Annotated in this window: 23 protein-coding genes; 15 read left to right on the top strand and 8 right to left on the bottom strand. The window is 64.6% G+C overall.

Features of this window, described 5'->3' with window-relative positions; genetic code table 11:
- Positions 1–227 precede the first annotated feature (227 nt).
- Positions 228–1799 carry an MFS transporter gene (locus ACZ92H_RS18470; protein ID WP_465050539.1) on the bottom strand — a complete coding sequence of 524 codons (1572 nt, stop codon included), beginning with the start codon at positions 1797–1799 and terminating at the stop codon, positions 228–230.
- 106 nt (positions 1800–1905) lie between these two features.
- Here ACZ92H_RS18470 and ACZ92H_RS18465 point away from each other — a divergent pair, with 106 nt between their 5' ends.
- The 3 genes from ACZ92H_RS18465 (at position 1906) to ACZ92H_RS18455 (ending at position 5997) form a co-directional block, all read left to right on the top strand.
- Positions 1906–2832 carry a LysR family transcriptional regulator gene (locus ACZ92H_RS18465; protein WP_131377279.1) on the top strand — a complete coding sequence of 309 codons (927 nt, stop codon included), beginning with the start codon at positions 1906–1908 and terminating at the stop codon, positions 2830–2832.
- Between the two features lie 313 nt (positions 2833–3145).
- A complete protein-coding gene (locus tag ACZ92H_RS18460; protein WP_465050538.1) occupies positions 3146–4267 on the top strand; it encodes a patatin-like phospholipase family protein in 1122 nt (373 codons plus the stop codon).
- An 89-nt stretch (positions 4268–4356) separates the two neighbouring features.
- Positions 4357–5997 (top strand): methyl-accepting chemotaxis protein, encoded by a 1641-nt coding sequence (locus tag ACZ92H_RS18455; protein WP_465050537.1) that lies wholly within the window; start codon positions 4357–4359, stop codon positions 5995–5997.
- Between the two features lie 155 nt (positions 5998–6152).
- Here the strand turns inward: ACZ92H_RS18455 and udk are convergent, their stop codons facing one another.
- The 3 genes from udk to ACZ92H_RS18440 all read right to left on the bottom strand — a co-directional run bounded on the left by udk (position 6153) and on the right by ACZ92H_RS18440 (position 8344).
- On the bottom strand, positions 6153–6794 hold the full coding sequence (gene udk / locus ACZ92H_RS18450) for a uridine kinase (RefSeq protein ID WP_131377269.1): 642 nt from the start codon (positions 6792–6794) through the stop codon (positions 6153–6155).
- A gap of 114 nt (positions 6795–6908) precedes the next feature.
- A complete protein-coding gene (locus ACZ92H_RS18445; RefSeq protein ID WP_465050536.1) occupies positions 6909–7448 on the bottom strand; it encodes a hypothetical protein in 540 nt (179 codons plus the stop codon).
- A 74-nt stretch (positions 7449–7522) separates the two neighbouring features.
- Positions 7523–8344: a hypothetical protein gene (locus ACZ92H_RS18440; RefSeq protein ID WP_465050535.1), complete on the bottom strand. Its 822-nt coding sequence runs from the start codon at positions 8342–8344 to the stop codon at positions 7523–7525.
- Between the two features lie 110 nt (positions 8345–8454).
- Here ACZ92H_RS18440 and ACZ92H_RS18435 point away from each other — a divergent pair, with 110 nt between their 5' ends.
- The 6 genes from ACZ92H_RS18435 to ACZ92H_RS18410 all read left to right on the top strand — a co-directional run bounded on the left by ACZ92H_RS18435 (position 8455) and on the right by ACZ92H_RS18410 (position 13018).
- On the top strand, positions 8455–8721 hold the full coding sequence (locus ACZ92H_RS18435; protein WP_465050534.1) for a hypothetical protein: 267 nt from the start codon (positions 8455–8457) through the stop codon (positions 8719–8721).
- Positions 8722–9176: 455 nt separating this feature from the next.
- Positions 9177–9917, top strand: coding sequence for a creatininase family protein (locus ACZ92H_RS18430; protein WP_465050660.1), 741 nt, complete (start codon positions 9177–9179; stop codon positions 9915–9917).
- A gap of 55 nt (positions 9918–9972) precedes the next feature.
- A complete protein-coding gene (locus ACZ92H_RS18425; RefSeq protein WP_131377260.1) occupies positions 9973–11247 on the top strand; it encodes a YncE family protein in 1275 nt (424 codons plus the stop codon).
- Positions 11248–11391: 144 nt separating this feature from the next.
- Positions 11392–11763, top strand: coding sequence for a VOC family protein (locus tag ACZ92H_RS18420; RefSeq protein WP_465050532.1), 372 nt, complete (start codon positions 11392–11394; stop codon positions 11761–11763).
- 27 nt (positions 11764–11790) lie between these two features.
- A complete protein-coding gene (locus ACZ92H_RS18415; RefSeq protein ID WP_465050531.1) occupies positions 11791–12120 on the top strand; it encodes a DUF2628 domain-containing protein in 330 nt (109 codons plus the stop codon).
- A 262-nt stretch (positions 12121–12382) separates the two neighbouring features.
- Positions 12383–13018, top strand: coding sequence for a phasin family protein (locus tag ACZ92H_RS18410; RefSeq protein WP_131377255.1), 636 nt, complete (start codon positions 12383–12385; stop codon positions 13016–13018).
- Positions 13019–13176: 158 nt separating this feature from the next.
- Here the strand turns inward: ACZ92H_RS18410 and ACZ92H_RS18405 are convergent, their stop codons facing one another.
- On the bottom strand, positions 13177–14160 hold the full coding sequence (locus ACZ92H_RS18405; protein WP_465050530.1) for an alpha/beta hydrolase: 984 nt from the start codon (positions 14158–14160) through the stop codon (positions 13177–13179).
- Between the two features lie 93 nt (positions 14161–14253).
- Positions 14254–15171, bottom strand: a complete 918-nt coding sequence (locus tag ACZ92H_RS18400) for a LysR family transcriptional regulator ArgP (RefSeq protein WP_465050529.1) — start codon at positions 15169–15171, stop codon at positions 14254–14256.
- Positions 15172–15376: 205 nt separating this feature from the next.
- On the opposite strand from ACZ92H_RS18400, the gene ACZ92H_RS18395 reads away from it, so the two are divergent.
- Positions 15377–15982 carry a LysE/ArgO family amino acid transporter gene (locus ACZ92H_RS18395; RefSeq protein ID WP_131377246.1) on the top strand — a complete coding sequence of 202 codons (606 nt, stop codon included), beginning with the start codon at positions 15377–15379 and terminating at the stop codon, positions 15980–15982.
- Here ACZ92H_RS18395 and ACZ92H_RS18390 read toward each other — a convergent pair whose 3' ends face one another.
- On the bottom strand, positions 15983–17419 hold the full coding sequence (locus tag ACZ92H_RS18390) for a coniferyl aldehyde dehydrogenase (RefSeq protein WP_131377244.1): 1437 nt from the start codon (positions 17417–17419) through the stop codon (positions 15983–15985).
- A 139-nt stretch (positions 17420–17558) separates the two neighbouring features.
- On the opposite strand from ACZ92H_RS18390, the gene trxC reads away from it, so the two are divergent.
- The 5 genes from trxC (at position 17559) to ACZ92H_RS18365 (ending at position 20517) form a co-directional block, all read left to right on the top strand.
- A complete protein-coding gene (gene trxC, locus ACZ92H_RS18385; RefSeq protein ID WP_465050527.1) occupies positions 17559–18011 on the top strand; it encodes a thioredoxin TrxC in 453 nt (150 codons plus the stop codon).
- 146 nt (positions 18012–18157) lie between these two features.
- Entirely contained in the window at positions 18158–18667 is a 510-nt protein-coding gene (locus tag ACZ92H_RS18380) for a MarR family winged helix-turn-helix transcriptional regulator (RefSeq protein ID WP_465050659.1), read from the top strand.
- On the top strand, positions 18664–19446 hold the full coding sequence (locus tag ACZ92H_RS18375) for a HEAT repeat domain-containing protein (RefSeq protein WP_131377235.1): 783 nt from the start codon (positions 18664–18666) through the stop codon (positions 19444–19446). Before ACZ92H_RS18380 ends, ACZ92H_RS18375 begins: the two co-directional genes overlap by 4 nt.
- Before the next feature lie 77 nt (positions 19447–19523).
- The gene (locus ACZ92H_RS18370; RefSeq protein WP_465050526.1) at positions 19524–19859 is read left to right on the top strand and encodes a DUF6616 family protein; all 336 of its coding nucleotides are present in this window, start codon (positions 19524–19526) and stop codon (positions 19857–19859) included.
- Between the two features lie 64 nt (positions 19860–19923).
- Positions 19924–20517, top strand: coding sequence for a DUF1287 domain-containing protein (locus tag ACZ92H_RS18365; protein WP_465050525.1), 594 nt, complete (start codon positions 19924–19926; stop codon positions 20515–20517).
- Here the strand turns inward: ACZ92H_RS18365 and pdxR are convergent.
- Entirely contained in the window at positions 20486–21958 is a 1473-nt protein-coding gene (gene pdxR, locus ACZ92H_RS18360; RefSeq protein WP_465050524.1) for a MocR-like pyridoxine biosynthesis transcription factor PdxR, read from the bottom strand. The two genes, ACZ92H_RS18365 and pdxR, sit on opposite strands and share 32 nt — an antisense overlap.
- Between the last annotated feature and the right edge of the window lie 98 nt (positions 21959–22056).

Here is a 22056-nt window from a genome sequence, read left to right as displayed (position 1 = left end):
ACTTGCTTATGCACAGCCAAAGCGCTTTAAATATGTTTCAAAGCGCTTTGAGTATAGTTCAAAGCGCTTTGATAAGTAAACTCGTTTTATTCTTGGAAACTTTTGTGGTGTTGCGAAGAAACATCAGGGCAGGCGGCGGCGCGTGGGCGCCGCCGTGCAGGGGAAGGGGCAAGCCGCGCAGCAGTCTCCGCGCGGCGGACAGGGCGCGGTGTCGTTGCGCGCCGCGATCAGGCGCAGGTCTTGCCCGCAGGCAGGGTGGACGTGGCCGATGCGCACTGGCTGCGGGCCGGATGGCGCAGGAACGCCAGGATCAGCAGGGCGGAAACGGTGGTGATGCCGGCCAGCACATACAGCAGGTGGCGGAAGGCCGTGCCATATGCCTGCGCCAGCTCTGCAGCGCCGGCCTGCGGCAACAGCGCGCCCGCATGGCGCAGTTCACCCAGCGCCAGGAAGGGCGCGGCCAGCGCGGCCTGCTGCGGTGCCAGGCCGGGCACGCTGCCCAGCGCCGCCACCGTGAGCGTGCCCAGCAGGGCGCTGACGATGGCCAGCGCCAGTCCCTCGCCCGCCACGCGCGTCGTATTGAAGATGCCTGCCGCCATGCCGGCCCGTTCCACGGGCACGACGCTGATGGCCAGGCCATCCATCAAGCCCCACGGCAGGCTGATGCCGCAGCCGATCAGCAGCAGCGGACCCAGCAAGGTGGCGGCGGACACGCCTGGCGCGCACGTCGACAGCCACAGCAAGCCACCCGCCGCCAGCAGCAGGCCGGCGGCACAGATGCGGGCGGCGGCAAAGCGCTGCGCCGCCATGCCGGCCAGCATGGGCAACACCAGCATGGGGGCGGACAGGGCGATCATCATGCGGCCCGCGTCGAAGGCGCTGTAACCTTCGATGCCGATGAAGCGGGCCGGCAGCAGCACCAGCAGCACGACGAAGGAAAACGCGGGCGCGGCCGCCAGCAGTTGCACGCCGGCAAAGGCGGGCAGGCGGAACAGGGACAGGTCCAGCATGGGCCGCGCGGCGCGCCGCTCGGCGCGGATGAAGGCGGCCAGCAGCAGCGCCGCGCCGGCGAACAACGCCAGGCTGCGCGCGCTGCCCCAGCCGCTGTCGGGCGCCTGCAGCAAGCCATAGGTAAACAGGGAAAGGGCGCCCGTAAACGTCAGGGCGCCGGGCCAGTCCACGCCCTGCGCCTGCGGGTCGCGCGATGCGCGCATGGCGCGCGCGGCGGCCAGCAGGGCGGTCAGGCCCGCTGCGGCGGCGACAAGGAAAATGGCGCGCCAGCCCGTGCGGGCAATGAGCGCGCCCGCCAGGAAGGGGCCGAACGCCAGGCCCACGCCAAAGGCCGTGCCGATCAGGCTGAAGGCGCGCGCCCGGGCCGGGCCGTCGAATTCCTGCGCCAGCGCCGCCAGGCCGCTGGACAGGGCCATGGCGCAGCCGAGGCCCTGCACGGCGCGCAGCACATCAAGCAGGGCAAGGGAAGGCGCCGCCGCCAGGGCCAGCGCGGCGGTGGAAAACACACCCATGCCCAGCACAAACACGCGCTTGCGGCCGTAACGGTCGGCCAGCGCGCCGGCCACCATCAGGCAGCCGCCAAAGCTGAGCATGAAGGCATTCGTGATCCACGCCAGGGCCAGCGGGCTGCCGTGCAGTTCAGCGGCGATGGCGGGAATGGCGATGGCCGGTCCCGTAAAACTGAGCGGCATGCACAGGGCGGCCAGGCAGACGGCGGCCAGCACCAGGGCGCGCCGCGCCGGGGCCGCAGCCTGTTCCGGGCGGCGTGCGGAGAGATTCGTATCCATGGGATTGATTCCAGAAAGAGGGAATCTGATGATAATATGGACGCAATGCGTGAAAAAGTAGCTGAAAATCCGCTCATAGCGGACATTAATTCCTGAATGAGGCGGCATGGATAATTTGAATGGCATCGCCGCCTTCGTGCGCGCGGCGGAAACGTCCAGTTATGTGGCGGCCGGGCGGCTGCTCGGGGTTTCGGCCTCGGCTGTCGGCAAGAGCGTGGCGCGGCTGGAGGAAAAACTGGGCGTGCGCCTGCTCAACCGCAGCACGCGGCGCATCAGCCTGAGCAACGAGGGCGCGCTGTTCTACGAGCGCTGCCAGCGCATCCTCGCCGACCTGGGCGATGCGGAGGCGGAACTGTCGCACCTGGCCGAGGCGCCGCGCGGCAAGCTCAAGGTCAGCCTGCCCGTGATCGGCTACCGCATCATCCTGCCGCTCTTGGCCGATTTTACGCGGCAATATCCCGAAATCGAGCTTGACCTCGATTTCAATGACCGTCTGGTCGACGTGGTGGCCGAGGGCGTGGACGTGGCCGTGCGCAGCGGGACGCTCACCGATTCGCGGCTGATGGCGCGCGAACTGGGGCCGTTTGCCTTTGCCATCGTGGGCGCGCCCGCGTATTTCGCCCGCCACGGCGTGCCGGCCACGCCGCGCGCGCTGGAAGGACACGCCTGCGTGCGCTATAAATTTCCCACCACGGGCAAGCTGCAGGAATGGGCCGTGCAGCACGCCGAGGGCGAGGGCGGCGGCGAATTGCGCCTGCCGACCGCCTTGACCTGCAACAATATCGAAGCCTTGATCGGCGCCGCCACGCAGGGCGTGGGCCTGGCATATTTGCCGGACTTTATCGTGCGCGACGCCATCGCGCGCGGCGAGCTGCGCGCCGTGCTGGACGACTACCTGCACACTGCCAGCAAGTTCTGGGTACTGTGGCCATCGAGCCGCCACTTGTCGCCGAAAATCCGCGTCTTTGTTGACCATTTGTGTACCCATCTGCACTTTTCCGCGCCACTTTCCTCGCCTCCATCCCCCTCCTGAGTGGCTGGGCCGCTGCAGTGGCGGCCACTTGAGGAATATTCCTACCCCAAAAGAGACTTTTCCTAACGTTGCAACATTTTTATTTGCTGCGCCGCACCACGCTATGCCGCGTGCCATCAGCTTATGCCCTTGCTGAATATCCGTTATGCGTTATCTAAATTGCCATGTGGAATTTATTTATGTTAATTTAATATCTGTTTCTGCAACATTGTTTCCTTTTAATGTAAACGGAAACATGGGCGTGATTAAGCGGGATAAGAGCGTAGTAACCAACAATTAGGGGCGCAAGCCCTGTTTCCATCAGGGAGTGTGCATGAAAACAGTCACCACGACGCCACCGAAGCCGGCGCCAGCCGCAACGCAAAAAACTGCCCGCAAAACAGGCTTGCTGCTCGGTGGCGGCGCACCAAATTCCACCTTGATCGCCGGTGCGCTGGCGGCGTTCCTGGACGAAGGCATCGAGTTCGACGTCATTTCCGCCTCCGGCGCCGGTGTCCTGATGGGCCTGCTGTACACGTCGCCGCACGAAGCGACGCCGCGCCAGGCGCTGCAGAGCTGGGCCGATACGGGCGTGGCCGACAGCATCTACAAGATGATCCCGATCAATTACAAGGTCTTCCAGAAGCCGGGCATGCATGCCAGCACCTTCCGCGATGCCTTCCAGCCACCGGCCAACAATCCTTTTTTCCAGGCCTTCCAGCAAACGTTTGCGGGCGTGCCGACGGCCTGGTCGGACTGGGGCAAGCTGATGCTGTCGTCGCTGTCGCCGTCCGACCTGTCGGCGAAAAGCCTGGGCCTGTGCGCGCACTTGCCGTTCCTGGAAAAAGCCGTGGACTTTTCCGGCGTGGCGCGCATGCGTCCCGATTTCTACATCAACGCCTACAACCTCAGCGAGCACCGCATGCAAATCTGGGGCAAGCACGAGATCGAACCCATTCACGTGCGCGCGGCCCTGTCCTTTCCCTTCCTGTACGCGCCCACGACCATCGCCGGCGATGACTACATCGAAGGCGCGGCGCTCGACACGCTCAATTTCGACCCCTTCATCGAAGGCAAGGGCGAGCACCATGACGCCGATACCCTCGTCATCCTCGATATCCTCGGCGACGAACGCCTGCTGCGCAAGCCGCGCAACCTGTACGACGCCTGGGTGCGTTCCATCATCACGCCGCTGGTGAAAATTTCCAAGAGCGAGCTGCGCCTGTTCGAGCTCGAGCACAACACGGATGCGCGCACGGGCCAGCCCAAGCGGCGCCTGCTGAAGCTCGACCTGATGGGCGGCATTCCCGAGCAGCACTGGCCCGACACCCTGGACTGGTCCAGCTCGAACATGCAGCTGCTGTTCGACGTGGGCCACAAGGCGGGCCTGGCGTTTTGCCGCCAGCATGGCGACTTGCTGCGCCGCACGCCGGACGCCTCGCCGCTGGCGGCCTAGCGCCTGCCCGCTTCCCGATTCCGGCCACCCGATCGGCAGCTACTTATCCTGCCTGGCCTTGCCAGGCCCCCTTTTTACTGCGAATCACCATGAATATCACCAAGCAACTCATTCTCACCCTTTCCATCGCCTTGCTCGCCCTGCTGGCGCTGGGCGCCGGCGGCGCCATGCAGCTGCAGCGCGCGCAGGAGCGTTTCGACACCGTGCAAAACCGCATCATTCCCAGCATCCAGGGCTTGAACGCCGCCAAGGGCTTCCTGGCCGACTCGCGCCTGGCCGGCTACCGCCTGTCCGTGTTCTCGAACCTGGCCGACAAGACGGCGCTGGACAAGGCCGTCGCCGATGCCAACACGAATTTCGACAAGGTCATCGCCACCTACCGCGCCGAGCGCCTGTACGACGCCACGGACAGCAAGATGCTGGATGCCGACCAGGCCGCCATGGAAGCCTACCGCCGCGCGCTGGTGCCATTCTTTGCCGCCGCCTACGCGGGTGACATGGATGGCGTGCGCGCCACCTTGCTGGCCGGCACGCCGCTGGCCATCACTGCCGCCGCCGCCAAGAAAAGCATGGATGACCACATCGCCTATAACAACAAGCTCGTCGATGACGTGAAGGCGGAAAGCCTGGCCGCCTACGACACGGCCTTCAACACCATGCTGGCCGTGCTGGCCGTGGCCGTGCTGCTGACGGGCGCGCTGGCCTGGCATATCTACCGCACCATCAGCGGCGGCCTGGGCAATATCGAACACACCCTGGAGCGCGTCAGCGCCTCGCTGGACCTGTCCGCGGCCATGCCCGTCGAGCGCATGGATGAAGTGGGCCGCACGGCCACGGCCTTCAATAAATTCCTCGAACGCATCGTCGACGTGATCGCCACCGTGCGCACGTCGGCCGATACGGTCAGCGTGGCGGCCGCGCAGATTTCCGCCGGCAATGCGGACTTGTCCGTGCGCACGGAACAGCAGGCGTCGTCGCTGGAAGAAACGGCCTCCAGCCTGGAAGAGCTGACTTCGGCCGTGCGCCAGAATACGGACAATGCGCGCCAGGCGAATACCTTGGCCGTGTCCGCCTCGGACGTGGCGCGCAAGGGTGGCGCCGTGGTGGCGCAAGTGGTGGGCACCATGGGTTCCATCAATGAATCGGCGAAGAAGATCGCCGACATCATCGGCGTGATCGACGGCATTGCCTTCCAGACCAATATTCTGGCGCTGAATGCGGCCGTGGAAGCGGCGCGCGCGGGCGAGCAGGGCCGCGGCTTTGCCGTCGTGGCCACCGAAGTGCGCAACCTGGCGCAGCGTTCGGCCGCGGCCGCCAAGGAAATCAAGGGCTTGATCGAGGATTCCGTCGACAAGGTCAACACGGGCAGCGTGCTGGTCGACCAGGCGGGCGCGACAATGGAAGAGATCGTCGCCAGCATCCGTCGCGTGACGGACATCATGGGCGACATCGCCAACGCCAGCCACGAGCAGAGCGCCGGCATCGAGCAAGTCAACCAGGCGATTTCGCAGATGGACCAGGTCACGCAGCAAAACGCGGCCCTGGTGGAAGAGGCGGCCGCGGCGGCGTCCTCGCTGCAAGACCGCGCCGTGGAACTGGTCGACGTGGTGGCCGTGTTCCGCCTGCGCGGCGATGCCCAGGCTAAATCGTTGACAGTGGCGGGGGGCTTGCCGGCGGCGCCGGGCGCCAGCCGGCGCCTGGCACTGCCCGGCCGCAGCGCCCGCGCCTGACCATGGCAAAAACCCCGGCATGCCAGGGTTGCGCTATTGCGGTCAAATGTGGCAACGCTGCCAGCGTTGCCTTCAGTGAATTTTTTGGTTAAGGCCTGCGCCCGGCACCGGGCATCGGTCGAGCCCGGTTATCGGCAGGCATCCATGGGATGCCATCAGGGGCGCTGCATCTGGCCGATCACGCTGGCCACCTTGGCGGTAATCATGTCCACGGCGGGACCGTTGGCGCCATGCGGCAGGATGACATCGGCATTGCGCTTGGTTGGCTCGATGAATTGCTTGTGCATCGGGCGGACCGTTTCCAGATATTGCTCGATGACGCTTTCCACTGAGCGGCCGCGTTCCGTAATATCGCGCTGCATGCGACGGATGAAGCGCACGTCGGAGGCCGTGTCGACAAAGATCTTCAGCGACATCATGTCGCGCAAGTCCTCGTCGTACAAGGCAAACAGGCCTTCGATCACGATCACGGGGGCGGGCTTGACGGAGATGGTCTTGTCCGAGCGGTTGTGGAGCGTGAAGTCGTACACGGGCATCTCGATCGATTCGCCGTTGCGCAAGGCCTGCACGTGCTGTACCAGCAATGGCCACTCGAATGCCTGCGGATGGTCGTAATTCTGCTGGCGACGGACTTCAGGGGAAAGATGGGTCTGGTCGCAGTAATAGTCGTCCTGCATCACGACAGAGACCATGTCGGCGCCAAACGACGCGAGCACTTGCTGGGATACTGTTGACTTGCCGCTGCCGCTTCCGCCAGCGACACCAATGACAAATGGTTGGAAAGGAATATTATTCATGCCGAATGATACCGGAAACGGGCCCGCTCTGACAGGGGGCGGCTGATCCCGCATGTGCCATTTGGCCGTCCATGCGCGACTCGAGGCGGGCAAACCGTTTCCCTGGCCGCGCGCTTAGCGCTTTTCCTTGTTGATCTGTTGTAAAAGCGTGAAGGCTTCGTGCTCGATCGCCGGTTCCGCTTCCGCCAGTTCCTTGCTCGCCTTGACATAGGCGGCGCGCTTGCGCTCTTTCTTTTCTTCCGGTGCCACGGCCGCCGTCATGCCCGGCATGAGAATCTGGGCGCCGGAGTTGTATTTCTTGTGGATGACTTGCTTGCCATAGGGCGTGCTGTAAAAGCGGCTCATTTCGAGCGCCGTGTCGGCGGAAATGCTGCGCGTCAGCGCTGGCGCCAGGCGCTGGTAAATTTCTGCCGGCGGCACCTTGGCGAGCTTGGCGAGCACGGCCTGTTTCTGGGCTTCATTGGCGTAGCGGCTGCGGGCCGCCACGCCATTGAGGACTTTTTCAATCTGCATCGTGGCCAGCAGATCCTGCACGGCTTTCAGGTGTGCCGGGTTGATGGCCGCCGATTGCGCGGCAGGCGCCGTGGTAGCGGCAAAGGCGGGTGTGGCGATGGACAGCGCCAGGCCCAGTACGACGTGGACGGCAAACTTCATGAATTTCCTTTGGATGAGAACATCAATGCCTATGTGTGCTGCTTGACGGCGGACAGGGCAAGGGCTGGCCACCATTAATCCTGGTCGATCGTTTTGTCGAATTGTAATTCGATTATGCTGTCGTCGCTCCACGCCGTGTCGCGCAGCGGTGGCGTGAACGACTGGCCGTTGAATGGAACGGCTTGCGTTTTTCCGTTGAAACTGATCGTCGCGCTGGCGATGTGTTGCGATTCGGAAAAACTGTACGTGCCTTTTGCTGATACGAAATTGCACGGGCCGCCCAGCGCGCCCATGGCGGTACGCATCGCGAAAGGCAAGGTGTCCTTGTCTATGGCCCAATGTACTTCGCACGCCAGTCGCAGGTCTCCCAGGCGGCGGGTATCGCCGGTCGTCGCGCTCCTGACGTAAGGAATCCACCTGACCGAGCCGCTCTTGCGGTTGATGGTCAGCTCGGCCTTGGCATCGATCTGGCCTTGCTCCACGGGCAGGGTGAAGACATTGCCTTCTTCCAGCGGTATTGCCGTGCTCGACTCCTCGCTTTCCAGCCGCAGCAGGAGCGCGCGCATGTCAACATCGGGCCGGCGAGGCTGCAGGATCAACTTCAGCTGCGCAGCCGGCGCCAGCGCGTGCTTTTCATTGAATCTTTTTACCCCCTTGAGCATGGCACTATAGGGTTTCCAGTCCGGGTCCCTGAGTCCCTTCACATTGACTGAAGCGGCTGTTTCCTCCGCCGAGGCCTCCATGGGCGGTTCAGCACAGGCGCATGCCGCCGCCACAACGCCGCACAGGCACGCGAGAAGACGGGCGGTGGTTAATGCATGCATTTTCATTATTTTCATTTTGAATGCCTTGTCGGTGGTCAGCCGGACATATCCGGCCGGGCAGGGTGTGGACATGTTATATTGAATAACTTTCCATGTGGCAACTATGTCTTGGATGACGTTGCATAATAAACCATTTTTTCCTGCCGATGACTTGTCCAGTATGTAATGCCCAAAATTCCGCCATGAGCGCGCGCTGCCTTGAATGCGGCACGCTATTGATTCAGGAGGCCGTTGCGCGTCCGGAAGGATTGCAGCAAACGGCGGATAATCTGGACCGGCGCATGTATGCGGGATACGGCGGATTGGCGGGCTTCGTGGTCGGCATCGCAAGCTGGATGGTTCTTTCCCGGGACGAAAGCGAAGCCAAGGGCTGGATCATGCTTGCGGTCGTGGCAGGCGTCCTCCTGGGGCGGCTTATTGCGCGTCGCCGGCGCGACTCGCTGGGATGAACCCTGGCTGACGTGCCATTGCCCGTCGTTCACGGGGTGTCGCAATGCCAGGTGGCGCGAGCCTCTGCCGGCGGCTGACACGGCCTGCGGGCCGATTGCTTTCCATTCGCTGGCGCCGGCTTCCGATCTTCATCGGTGGCGGCGCTTTGTGGTTAACTGCCTTGCGTCAATTCTTTGTCAGCCGCCGCGCCAAATTAACGTGCCGATCGCGCCATGATGGAATACAATTCCTGCGTGGCAGCCAGCTTGCCTGGCAAGGCCGGGCACGGCGTCACGCTTTGACCTCGGAAAGATGTTTGCTTATGACTCTGCAGTTCCCCCTGCTGAACGTGCCCCTTGCGCCCCGCGCGCCATCTGTTCAGTCCAGGCCGTTCGGCTCCCTGCTTGCCCTGACCCTGTTCTGCCTGATAGCCACCGCGCCCGCGCTGGCGGCCGCGGCCGCCAACAGCAGCGTCATGCTCGAAGAGCTGACCAGCACGGAATTGCGCAGCCGCATCGACCATGGCGCCACGACTGTGCTGGTGCCGATCGGCGGGGTGGAGCAGAGCGGGCCGTATATCGCCTTGGGCAAGCACAATGTGCGCGCGGCCATCCTGGCGCGGCAGATTGCGCAAACCCTGGGCAATGCCATTGTCGCCCCCGTCGTCTCCTATGTGCCGGAAGGCAGTATTACGCCACCGGCCGGCCACATGCGCTTTGCCGGCACGATCTCGATTCCGCCAGCCGCCTTCGAAGCCGTGCTCGAGGGGGCGGCCGCCAGTTTGCGCCAGCATGGTTTCCGCGACATCATTTTCCTCGGCGACCATGGCGGCTACCAAAAGAACGAGCAAAACGTGGCGAACAAGCTCAACCGCGCCTGGGGCAAGGGCGCCGCTGGCAAGGAGGCGCGCGCCCATGCCTTGCTCGATTACTATGACATCACCCAATCGGCCTATATTGCCGAGCTGCAGAAGCGCGGCTACAGCAGCGCGGAGATCGGCCTGCACGCCGGCTTGGCGGACGCGGCGCTGATGCTGGCGACCGATCCGTCGCTGGTGCGCAGCGAGGCGATGGCGCATGGCCCCAAGCCGGGCGTCGCCGATGGCGTGCGCGGCGATGCCGCGCGGGCAACGAAAGAGCTGGGCCAGATCGGCATCAAGCTGCAGGTTGACACGTCGGTGGCGGCCATCAGGCAACTGCTGCAACGTAATAAATAATTTCCGCTGGAAGTCCGTAACTTCCGGCATTTGCAACGAAACGACGCGAAAACACATGAAAAAATCTCAACGACGCACCATCGTCACCTTGTCTGTCCTGGCTGCCGCACTGGCCGGCCTGGGCGTGGCCAGCCAGGTCATCGGCGCAAGCGCGCCCGCGCCTGCCGTGGCCGCCGCTGCGGCCGCCGCCTATTCGCCGCTGCCCGGCATGCCGCCGCTGGTGGATCCGAAAAACGTGTATGGCAGCATTGCCAGCAGCAATATGAGTGCCGTGGTCAAGGATCATTTGCGCCGCGTATACGTGCCGAACCTGCGTTCGAACGACGTGTACGTGATCGACCAGGACAGCCTGAAGGTGGTGGACAAGTTCAAGGTCGGCAGCGGCCCGCAGCACGTCGTGCCATCGTGGGACCTGCGCACCTTGTGGGTGGCGAATAACGCCGAACGCACGGACAAGGGCAGCCTGACGCCCATCGATCCGCTCACGGGCAAGCCGGGCAAGGAAGTGCCCGTGGATGATCCCTACAATATGTACTACACGCCGGACGGCAAGTCGGCCATCGTCGTGGCCGAAGCGCGCCACCGCCTCGATTTCCGCGATCCGAAGACCATGGCCGTGCAATACGCGATCGACACGCCGCAATGCGGCGGCATCAACCATGCGGACTTCTCGAACGATGGCCGCTACGCCATGTTCACGTGCGAGTTCGACGGCACCATCGCCAAGATCGACCTGGTGGGCCGCAAGGTCGACGGCTATTTGAAATTGCAGATGCCGGCCAAGCGCTTTGCCGAATCGGGCCCTGTGGGCGGCCCGGCGAATGAAATCTGCAGCGTCAAGAAGGGCATGCCGCAAGACATACGCATCTCGCCGGACGGCAAGAAATTCTTCATCGCCGACATGGATGCGGATGGCGTGCACATCGTCGATGGCGCCACCCTGAAGGAAATCGGCTTCATCCAGACGGGCGTGGGCGCGCATGGCCTGTATCCGAGCCGCGACGGCAAGAAGCTGTACGTGGCCAACCGCGGCACGCACCGCATCCATGGCAAGCCGAAGGGCAAGGGCAGCGTCAGCGTGATTGATTTCGCCACGGAAAAAGTGGTGGCGAACTGGCCGATTCCCGGCGGCGGCAGCCCCGACATGGGTAACGTCTCCGCCGATGGCAAGTATCTGTGGCTGTCCGGCCGTTTCGACGACGTGGTGTACCGCATCGATACGAACAGCGGCGACGTTTCCAAGGTCAAAGTGGGCCAGGAGCCGCACGGCCTGACCGTGTGGCCGCAGCCGGGCCGCTATTCGCTGGGACACACGGGCAACCTGCGCTAGGGAAGAGGCGGACGGCAGGCTGAGCGCAGGCAAGACTGCGCGCCCGTCGTCCGCCGGCCATGCGTGCGATGGCGTTTTGCTTGGCAAGACGGCAACGCTGCGGCATACTGCGCTTCCTGTCTTTTACTTGCATGGAAGGCCATCATGATTCTTGATCACATCGGTTTAAACGTCAGCGATACCCAGGCCAGCAAGGCCTTTTTCTCCGCCGCCCTGGCGCCCCTGGGCGTCTCGGTCGTCATGGAAGTGCAGGGCTGGGTCGGCCTTGGCAAGGATGGCAAGCCTGACTTCTGGTTCGGCGCGGGCGCGCAGCCCCATGCCGGCATGCATCTCGCCTTCACCGCAGGCAGCCGCGAGCAGGTGCGCGCGTTTTACGCGGCGGCGCTGGCCGCTGGCGGGACGGACAATGGCCCGCCGGGCATCCGCGAAATCTATCACCCGAATTATTACGGCGCCTTCGTGCTGGGCCCGGATGGCCACAATGTCGAAGCCGTCTGCCACCTGCCCGAGGACTGACATCGCTTACTATCTGAAAAGAACAGCATGACGCACACTGCCACCTTGTTTGCGGACGGCGCCGGCCGCTATGCCTATGTGAAGTCGGGCTTTTCCTGGCCGGCTCTCTTGCTTGGTTCGTTCTGGGCCGTGGCCAAGCGCCGCTGGTGGCTGTTGCTGCTCATGCTGGCGATGGATGCGTGCCTGTGGTTCGGCAGCCAGCTGGCGACGGAGATGCGCATCGGCCCCATGATGTTACTGATGGCGGGCGCCGAGCTCAGCTATCTGCTGGCGCGCGGCTGGTATGGCAACCGCTGGCTCGAAGCCTCCTTGCGCAGCCACGGCTACCGGCCGGTGGTGCCAGCCATCAGTCGTTGAGTGTTGCTGACATAAATTTTCCTTCCTGACACTGACGCTCGCCAACGGTGAGCCGTCCAGCCAAAACTTTCTGCGCAGCCTAGCGCACCTTTGATCCAGATCATGCCTCGCCGACGGTGCTCACGTAGCCTTGGGACTCGCGCTGCAAAGCATCTCTCCACCAAACGGATATGTTTTTTCGCGTCCCGTGGCACAGCCCGGTCAGCCGGTGGTGTCGCCATATATTTATGTCCACCCAACTGTTCTTTAATGAGGAAACTCCATGTATCCATATTCCCGTAGTGTTACCCCTGCCGCCAAAAACCACCTGGAAGCCCAACTGGCTTTTTTCAATGGCTTGTCGAAGTCGCTGTTCCAGTCGGCACAGCAATTCAATGATTTGCACATGCAACTGGCGCAAGGCTTGCTGGAAGAAGGCTCGATCACCAGCCAGAACCTGCTGACGGTCGAACGCGTGGAAGATGCGTTCCAGGTTGCCGCCGCCGCGGGCCAGCCAGCCGCCGAGCATCTGCGCAAGTACCAGCAACAGCTGTCGCGCCTGGCCGCCGATACCCAGGTCGAACTGGCTAACGTGGCCGAGCAGCATGTGAATGAAACGAGCCGCACGGCCAAGGCGCTGGCTGAAGAAGTGGCCCGCACGGCGTCGGAAGAAACGGAGAAAAACGTGCGCAAGCAGCAGGAAGCCATGCAGCGTATCGCCGAACCATTCCAGTCGTACCATCAAAATGGCGCCAACCGTGAGCAGCAGCGCGGTGTGCAAAGCCGTGACGGCCAAAGCCTGCAAAGCGCCAGCCACCAGGGCAGCCAGCAGTCCGGCAGCGAAAGCTCGGCCAGCGGCAGCGCAGCACAAGCCAGCGGCGCGCAAAGCAAAAGCAGCAGCGCCAGCCGTAAAGAGTAAGCCGGACGCTGCCGGCGGCTGAGCCGTGCCTCAAGGGCCGAGCCTTGGGGAGTGGCATGGGGCGTCCGGCGGTGATACTTCTGGCCGTGTTGCAGGCAGTGCAGGTCAAGCCATTGCTTGTCGCTAGTCTTTACCAGCCTGGACAGAACGCCCGTCCTTCAGGGGACGGGCGTTTTGCTGTCCGGGGGCGGGATGGGGGCCATGGCCGGTGCAGGCGCTGCGGACATGGCCGCCGTCACAAGCGGCGGCGCCGTTGCGGCGGCGGGGCCGCTATTGGCGTCGATAAAGGCGCTGACGGCGTCGAGCGTGGGCGCCAGCATGCGCAGGGGGCCGGCCAGCGAGGCGACCAGGGTGGCATGGCTGACGCTGTCGTAATAGATTTCCGTCACGGGCCGCTGCTGCGCCCGCAAGGCGGTCGCCAGGCCGCCTGTGTTGCGTTGTGGATTGACCAGCTTATCCTTGCCCGGCGCCGGGGCGATCAGCAGGGCGGGCGGCGCCTCGGCCGTCACGTGGCGGATGGGCTGCGACGACGTGGGCGTGTCCGGGTAGAAAAATACCGGGCGCGCCGTCGGGTTCTCGATGGGCAGGAAGTCATAGGGGCCGGCCAGGCCTATCCAGCCGCGCAAGTCGTGCGGACGCATGCCGTGGCGCGCCAGCAGGCTGGCGTCGAGCGCCACCATGGCCGCATTGTAGGCACCGGCGCTGTGGCCCATGACAAACAGGCGCGACGGGTCGCCGCCATGGCGGCGCGATTCCATCGCGGCCCAGGCCACGGCCCGGGCCGCATCCTGCAGAATTTCCGGGTAGTGCACCTCGGGATACAGCCGGTAGTCGGCGATCACGGCCAGATAGCCGCGCGATGCGAGCGCATGGCCGACGAAGGCATAGTCGGCCCGTTCGCCCGAGGCCCAGTTGCCGCCATAAAAGAACACCACCACGGGCACGGGCCCCGCATGGAGTTTCGGCGCATACACATCAAGTTTTTGCCGGGGCAGGGGGCCGTATGCGAGGCCCCGCGTCACTTGCGAGGCGCTGCCGGAAGACAGGGCATTGATCGCCGTCAGGGGCGAGCAGGCGATCAGGCCGGCCGTCAGCGGAATCGCCGCGAGCAGGCTGAGCAAAGTGGTGCGCACGATCGTCATGCCAGCCCCTGGTGGTTGTGAATCATGTGTGCAGTGTAGGCCAGGCGGGGCCGGATATGCACGCGGAAGTTGTATTCAAGCATATTTAATTGGTTAAAGTGTTACATCAGGGCTGTCCTGTCCATCCTGCAGCAGCCACTTGCGCGCCGTGGCGATGACGGCATCGGACAAGGTGCGCGTGAGGGGTGTCTGGATGTCCCAGGCATGCCAGATCAAGGGCACATCGAGCGCCTGGCCCGCCGCCACGTCGACCAGCCTGCCGGCGGCCAGCGCCGTTTCCGCCTGCAGCAGGGGCACCATGCCATACGCGTAGCCCGCTTCGATGAAGCGCACGAAGTCGCGCGCCGAGCCGAGCACATGGTGCGGATAGCGGCCTGCATAGCCGAGGCGATGCTGCAGATAGCGTTCATGCAGCGCATCCTTGCTGCCGAAGGTGATGGCGGGCGCCTTGCTGACGGCCTCCGCCGTAAACCCCGCGGGAAACCATTGCTGCGCAAATGCGGGCGAGGCCACGCACAGGTAGCGCATGCCGCCCAGCGGCGTGGCCGTGGTGCCGGCCACCAGATCGGTGGCGCTGGTGACGCAGGCAAACACGCGGCCTTCGCGCAGCTGGCTCAGGGTGTGGTCCTGGTCGTCCAGGCGGATGTCGAGCAGGCAGGACGGCGGCGTCAGCAGCGGACCCAGCGCTTCCGGTATCCACGTGGCGGCGCTGTCGGCGTTGACGGCGATGGCCAGTTCCGGCAATTGCGTGGTGGGACCCGGCTGGGTGTCGAGGGCCGCTTCCAGCAGCTTGACTTGCCGGTAGTGGGCGATCAGCCGCTGTCCCGCTTCCGTGGGCGCGGGCGGATGGCTGCGGATGATCAGCAAGGTGCCTTCCAGGTTTTCCAGGGTGCGGATGCGCTGCGACACGGCCGGCTGGCTGATGGCCAGCGCATGCGCGGCCTTTTCAAAGCTGCCCAGGCCGATCACGGCGTCGAGGGCGGCCAATCCACGGTAGTCCACGACGCGCATAAGTTTCTCTTATATATGGTTAGAATCATTCATTATACTTATATTTACTTTTTCTTTACACTGTTGAAATAGGGTAACAACTCCACACTCCCGCGCGGTCCTGCTGGTACCGCTACACCCTCCACCTACCTTTTGATGACTTTGCCGTTGCCGGCAGAGCGTGGGCGGCCGTGCGCGTGATGGAAAGCAATAGAAAGGAATCGATATGGATAGCGCAATTTTCTTGAAAGGCATGGGACTCGGGGCCAGCCTGATCGTGGCCATCGGCACGCAAAACGCATTCTTGCTCAAGCAGGGCTTGAAGCGCCATTATGTGCTCACCTGCATCCTGGTCTGTCTCGTGTGCGACGCCATGCTGATCACGGCCGGCGTGGCCGGCATGGGCACCTTCATTGCCGACAACCCCAATTTCCTGCTGTGGGCCAAGGCTGGCGGCGCCACGTTCCTGATCGCCTACGGCTTGCGCGCGGCCAAGTCGGCCTGGCGTCCTTCTGCCATGACGGTGTCGGCTGCCAAGTCGCCGGAAGGCTACTGGGCCGTGATCGGCGCGGCGCTGGCGTTCAGCCTGCTCAACCCGCACGCCTTCCTCGACACGGTGATTTTGCTCGGGTCGATCGGCGGCCAGCATGAAGGCATGGGCCGTTTCTACTTCGCCGGCGGCGCCATCATGGCGTCGGCCTTGTGGTTTTTCCTGCTGGGCTTTGGCGCCCGCTACCTGGCGCCCGTGTTTGCCAAGCCCATGGCCTGGCGCGTGCTCGACGGCATCATTGCCCTCGTCATGTGGGCCATCGCCGCCTCGCTGTTCCTGTAATCAGCGGGTCAGGAAGGCCAGCACGCGGCTGGCCAGCTTGCCATACGGCGGCCGCAGCAGCGTCAAAGGGCTGTAGCGGGCCTGGTAAAACACGGGGCGCAGCTTGCTGAACGTCTGGAAGCCTTCGACGCCGTGGTAGTGGCCCATGCCGGACTCGCCCACGCCGCCGAAGGGCAAGTCGTGCTGGCCCACGTGGAACAGGGCGTCGTTGACGGACACGCCGCCCGACATCACGCGGTCGATCAGCAATTGCACCGCGCGTGGATCATTGCTGAACGGATAAATGGCCAGCGGACGCGGTCCCGCGTTGATGCTGCCGATCACGCTTTCCAGGTCGGCGTAAGTGCGCAGGGGCAGGATGGGGCCGAAGATTTCGCGCGTCAGCAGCAGGCTGTCCGCGGGCGCATCGAGCACGATGTGCGGCGCGATCTTGCGCGTGGCGCGGTCGAATGCCGGCCCCGGCAGCAATGAAATCACTTGCGCGCCCCGCGCGCGTGCCTCATCGAGTGCCTGCAGCAGGCGCTCGAACGAGGGCTGGTCGATGATGGACGTGTAGTCGGGCGTGTCCAGCCGCGGGTAGCGCACCGGCATGATCTGGCGCGCATGTTCGACGAAGGCGGCGATGCTGGCCTCGGGCAGCCAGGCATGGTCGACGCTGGTGCAGATCTGTCCCGCGTTCAGGTATTTCACGTACAGGATGCGTTCGGCTGCCGTGCGCACATCGAAATCGGCGCAGACGATGGCGGGCGCCTTGCCGCCCAGCTCAAGCGTCACGGGGCACAGGTTCTGCGCCGCCGCCGCCATCACGGCCCGGCCCGTCTGGCCCGACCCCGTAAACAGCAGGTGGTCGAAGGGCAGCTGAGAGAACGCCATGCCCACGCCGCCCGTCTCGTCAATAAATTGCAGTTTCTCCGCTGGAAAATAGGCGGGCATTTTCTCGATCAGCAGGCGGGCCAGATGGCGCGAGTTTTCGCTCATCTTGACCATGGCGCGGTTGCCGGCGGCGAAGATGTACGTCAAAGGCACCAGGCTCAGGTTCACCGGGAAATTCCACGGCACGATGACGCCCACCACGCCCAGCGGCTGCGGGATCACGCGGTTGCGGGCGCCCGGAAAGTTGCGCCAGTCCACGGCGCGGCGCTGCGGGCGCATCCATTTTTTCACGTGTTTCAGCACATGGTCGATGCCGTCGATGGCGGGGAAGATCTCCGCCAGCAAGGTTTCATGGTGGGAACGGTTGCCGTAGTCGGCGCTGATGGCCTCGCACAGGGCCTGCTTGTGGTCGCGGATGAAGCGCTGCAAGGCCAGCAAGTCGCGCTTGCGCTCTGCCAGGGTCGGCACGGGATGGGCCAGGCAGGCGGCGCGCTGCATGGCCAGTGTCGCGCCAAGTTGCGCGCGCGGTGAAGCGGGATGTGTATCGTGAGCGACTGCGGACATGGTTTTCCTTGGCCGGCCCAGCAAATCGCGAGCCGTTGCGAGCTACTATAGTTGACTATTTGTAAGCGTGCCACCGCCGCGCGGCGATACGCCGTAAAATAATCGCTGGCTACTTTCCGGCACGCTTACCAGGACCACCATGACCACCACCACGCCCGACTCCCTGCACATCGTTTGCCCCCATTGCGACGCCGTCAACCGCCTGCCGCAAGCCCGGCTGCGCGAACAGCCCACGTGCGGCAAATGCCAGAAAGACTTGTTTACGGGCCAGCCCGTGGACCTGGCCAGCGCGCGCTTCCTCAAGCATATCGAACGCAGCGACATTCCCGTGCTGGTGGACTTCTGGGCGCCGTGGTGCGGACCGTGCCGCAGCATGGCGCCATTCTATGCCCAGGCCGCCAAGACCCTGGAGCCGGCGTTTCGCGTGGTAAAAGTAAATACGGAAGCGTCGCCCGACATGGGCGCCCGCTTCAATATCCGCAGCATTCCCACCCTGGCCTTGTTCCGTCGCGGCGTGGAAGTGGCGCGCCAGCCGGGCGCTACCGATGCGAATGGCATCATCGCCTGGGCGAAGGACAAGGCACGCCTCTGAGTTTGCGGGAGGTAGGCAACAAAGTACGCAAATAAGTACGCAAGTGAGCGCGGAGGCCTTCGCGCAGGAGGCCGTCGCGGTTTTACTTTCCATTGATGTTTTGCATTTGACATTTAATATTGTGCCATATTATATTGCGCCATATGATAAAACTCGAACAGAAATACACGGCCCTGCTGGGCGACGTGCAGCGGCGCGCCAGCGGCCTCGACATGACAGCATCCACAACGCGGCTGCGGCTGTGCTTTGAAGTGCTGGGGCTGGCGTCGGCCGTCGATGGCGATTGCGCCACGCGCCTGGGTCGGCATGGTTTGTCCGAAGGCAAGTTCGTCATGCTGTTCCTGCTGCGCGGCGAACGGGAAGGCTTGCCGCCGCACGCACTGGCCGAGCGGGCAGGGGTGACGCGCGGCACCGTCACGGGCTTGCTCGACGGCCTCGAACGCGACGGTTTTCTGGCGCGCCACGCGGACCAGCACGACCGGCGCAAGCTGCTGGTGCGCCTGAGTCCCAAGGGCGAAACCGTCGCCGCCCGCCTGGTCGATGAGCACGCGCAATGGATCGCCAGCCTGTTCGCCGATTTCACGGCGGACGAAATGCAGGCATTGAGCGCCTTGCTGGAAAAAGCCTGGCGCAAGACGGACCGGGGCGCGCCATGAGCCGCGCCATGGGCCGCGGCATCGCCGACATCGGCGCCGGACGGCTGGCGCTGCTGAACCAGGGAGCAATCGCCAGCGCCACCCTGACGGAAGGGTTGGCCATTGATTTTGCCGTGCTGCTGGAAGCGGCCGTGCCCGCCATCGGCGCGGCCCGGCTGGACCAGTTGCGCGCGCAAGCGGATGCCGGCATCACGCGGCGCATGGCGCTGGCGGCCCGGCTGCTGCTGGACGCCGGGGCGGATCTGGCGCCCTTGCAGGCACACCCGTCCGACACGGTGCGCGGCTGGGCGTGCTTTGCCATCGCGGCGCAAGCCGGCCTGGACTTGCCGCGCCAGCTGGCGGCCATGCGGCCGCTGGCCGACGATGGGCACTTTGGCGTGCGCGAATGGGCCTGGCTGGCGCTGCGGCCCCGCCTGGCGGCGAATCTGATGGACGCCATCGCCCTGCTGGCGCCGTGGACGGCGGAGCCGTCGGAACGCTTGCGCCGCTTCGCCTGCGAAGCATTGCGCCCGCGCGGCGTGTGGTGCGCGCATATTACCGAGCTAAAACAGCAGCCGCAGCTGGCCTTGCCCCTGCTGCAGCCCTTGCGCGCCGATCCGGCCCTCTACGTGCAGGATGCCGTCGCCAACTGGCTCAACGACGCGGCCAAGAGCCAGCCCGGGTGGGTGCGCGCCCTGTGTGCGCAGTGGCTGGAAGAGAGCGGCAATGCCGCCACGCTGCGCATCTGCAAGCGCGCCCGGCGCTCACTGGCTGAGTTGCCTGTTGACTTGCCTGCATAACAGCTCACTTAACTGCCCGCTTAACTGGCTGCTTAATTGCCCACTTAATTGGCCACTTAATTTATTGGAGGAATACCATGCACTATCTGCTGGAACTGTACAGCCCGAAACCGGCCTGGCTGGCCCTCGACGGCGCCGCGCGCCAGGCGTATTTCGACAGGGTGGGCGCCGGCATGGCGGCGCTGTCCGGCGTGGGAGTGGAAGCGCTGGCCATGGGCGCCATCGCTGACGGCAAGATGCATGGCGCGCCGCAGCAATTCTATGCCGTGTGGCGCTTCCCGGACGCGGCGGCGCTCGATGCCTTGCTGGCCGGTATCGCCGCCACGGGCTGGCATGATTATTTCGACACCATCAATGCGGCCGGCCCGGCCGTGGATTTTCCCGCCCACCTGGCGCAGCTGGCGGCGCTCTAGACAAACGGCGTTTTCCTCCCGCATCAGGTAAAGTGTGCCATATCGCCACCATTGCCTGACTGTCATGCCGCTCAACGTGCCCGCCGTTCTGCTGTTTTTCCTGTTGCCGCTGGCGCTGCATGCCGCCCCGGTGGCCACGCCGCAAGCCCTCGTCGCCGCCGCCCGCAGCCAGGTGGGCGTCACCGTGCAATACGATCCACGCTACGAGCGCCTCGCGTATCCGGGCGGCGACGTGCCGCTCGAGCGGGGCGTGTGCACGGACGTGGTGGTGCGCGCTTACCGCCAGCTGGGGCAGGACTTGCAGGTGCTGGTGCACGAAGACATGCGCAAGGCATGGACCGTGTACCAGCAGCAAGGGCGCTGGCAGATGCAGGGGCCGGACCGCAATATCGACCACCGCCGCGTGCCCAACCTGGGCACGTACTTTGCCCGCCACGGCACCAGCTTGTCACCAAGCAAGGAAGCGGGCGCTTACCGCGCGGGCGACATCGTCACCTGGCGCTTGCCGGGCAAGCTCACGCATATCGGCATCGTCAGCGACAAGCAGTCGCGGAATGGCGTGCCGCTGATCATCCATAACATCGGCGAAGGCGCGCGCGAGGAAAATATCCTGTTCAGCTATCCGATCACGGGGCATTATCGTTGGCAGCCCCGCTGACGGGCAGGGGCGCCATGTCCTGCAAGATCGCCAGCACGGTGGCCAGCGCCGTGTCGATATCGAGCCTGTCGATGGCGCCATAGCCGAGGAACAAGCCTTCATGGCGTGCCTGGCCGTGATAAAAGCTGGCCAGCGCGTACAGGCTGATATCGGCCAGCCGCGCCCGGCGCAGCAGTTCGGCGATGTCCAGCGGCGCCTGCGCCAGGGCCGCCACGTGGAAGCCGGCGCTGGCCGGCACCAGGCGGAACCAGGGTGCCAGGGGGCCGTTGAACCAGTGCTGCAGCCGCTCGCGCCGGCCCGCGTAGATGTCGTGGCAGCGGCGGATGTGGCGCAGCAAGTGGCCATCGCCGATGAACTTGGCCAGCGCATGCTGGCCCAGGCTGGCCGTATGGCAATCTGTCAGGTATTTCACGGTTTCCACGGCCGCCACGATGGCTTGCGGCAGCACGACATAGCCGAGGCGCAATTCCGGCAGCATGATCTTGGAAAAGCTGCCCACATGGGCGACGACGCCGTAGCGGTCCATGCTTTGCAGGGAATCCTCGGGCCGGCCTTCATAGCGGAAGGCGCTGTCGTAATCGTCTTCAATGATGATGGCGCCCAGCTGGTGCGCCCGTTCCAGCAAGGCGTGGCGGCGCCCCATGCTCATCGGCATGCCGAGCGGGAACTGGTGCGCGGGCGTCACGTAGATCAGCCGCGTGCCGTCGGGAATCTGTTCGACGACGATGCCATCCTCGTCCACCGTGACACCCGCCACGCGCGCGCCCTGGCTGGCGAACACGGCGCGCGCCACGGGATAGCCGGGCTCTTCCACGGCAACCGCGTCGCCCGGCTCCAGCAGGGTCTGCGCCAGCAGGCTCAACGCCTGCTGCGCGCCGCTGGTGACGAGCACCTGTTCTGGCGTGCAATGGATGCCGCGGCTGAAGGCGGCATGGCCGGCGATCGCCGTGCGCAGGGCCGGCAAGCCGGCCACGGGCGCGTAGCGGCCGCGCGCCTGGCCATCCTGGCGCAGCGCGTGCAGCACGCAGGCGCGCCATTCATCCTGCGGGAAGTGCGACGGCGTGGCGCGTCCGCCGATGAAGGCATAGCGGGCGGGCGTTTCCTGGCTGGCCCGGCGCAGGGGCGTGGGGGTCGCTTCCCAGCGGGCGATGCGCTGGGCGCTGGCCAGCGGCGTGCTGGCGTGGCGGCGCTGCGGCGAGAGGTGCGGCGTCTGCACGAAGCTGCCCACGCCCACTTTTCCCACCAGCAGTTTTTCATAGCCTAGCTTATCGTACACGTCGGAGACCGTCTTGCGCGACAGGCCCAGCTGGCTGGCCAGCAGGCGCGAGGGCGGCAATTGCTGGCCGTCGGCCAGGCGGCCCGAGCGGATTGCCTCGCTGAGCTGGCGGTACAGCTGGCCGCCCAGGTCGCGCGTGCCGTCGATCAGGATATGTAATTCCATGCTGTGTCTGCTGGTGGTCTGCTGTTTTTCGGGGGGATTGGCCTGCCGCGCCTGCCGCTGGCGGTCCTACAATGATGCATCTCTACTTTATCAAGGAA

The sequence above is a fragment of the Janthinobacterium foliorum genome (genome assembly GCF_978021625.1).
Note: the sequence above shows the minus strand (reverse complement) of the source record. Positions and strands in the feature narration are given on the sequence as shown.